Source organism: Pseudoalteromonas luteoviolacea DSM 6061 (genome assembly GCF_001625655.1).
Taxonomy (GTDB): domain Bacteria; phylum Pseudomonadota; class Gammaproteobacteria; order Enterobacterales; family Alteromonadaceae; genus Pseudoalteromonas; species Pseudoalteromonas luteoviolacea.
The window spans coordinates 1-531 of record NZ_AUYB01000059.1 but is presented as its reverse complement, the minus strand read 5'-3'; the positions used below and the strand labels follow the sequence as shown (position 1 = coordinate 531).

Sequence of the window (531 nt, the reverse complement as noted above, 5' to 3'; positions counted from 1 at the left end):
GTAGATAAACTTGGCAGAACAATTCGCACCAAAGTTGAAAATCAAGGTGGCGATTGGATACTTCAAGACTCTACATACAATGCCAAAGGACATATACAATTTGAGTCGCAGCCTTATTTATCTGGGCAAATGGCATATGGAGTCCGCTATGGCCAATACGATGCCCTTGGCAGAGTGGACAGTAAGACTACAGATCAACAATGTAGTGCACACGTTACAGGAGAGATGAAAGCCAGATATACGTATAACGCGTTTACAACCACCATTAATGTCTCGGAGACGTGTACCGGTATTCAATTGGACGAAATGAGCCGTGTGTATGATAGCCGTAATCAGCTCATTGAGACCAAAGATGCGATGGGCGGCTACACACGTTACGCATATAACGGACAAGGGCTGCCGATTGTTGTTCGTGATGCGCTTGGAAATAGCATTGTTGCAAAGTATGACGCGTTTGGTAATAAGGTGCGCGTTGTAGACCCTAACCAAGGTGCCAGCGACTTTACTTACAATGGCTTTGGTGAAGTACAA

1 protein-coding gene is annotated in these 531 nt (G+C 45.0%); it reads left to right on the top strand.

Features of this window, described 5'->3' with window-relative positions; all coding sequences use genetic code 11:
* A partial coding sequence (locus N475_RS02695) for an RHS repeat protein (protein ID WP_155732531.1) occupies window positions 1-531 on the top strand: 531 nt, incomplete at both ends.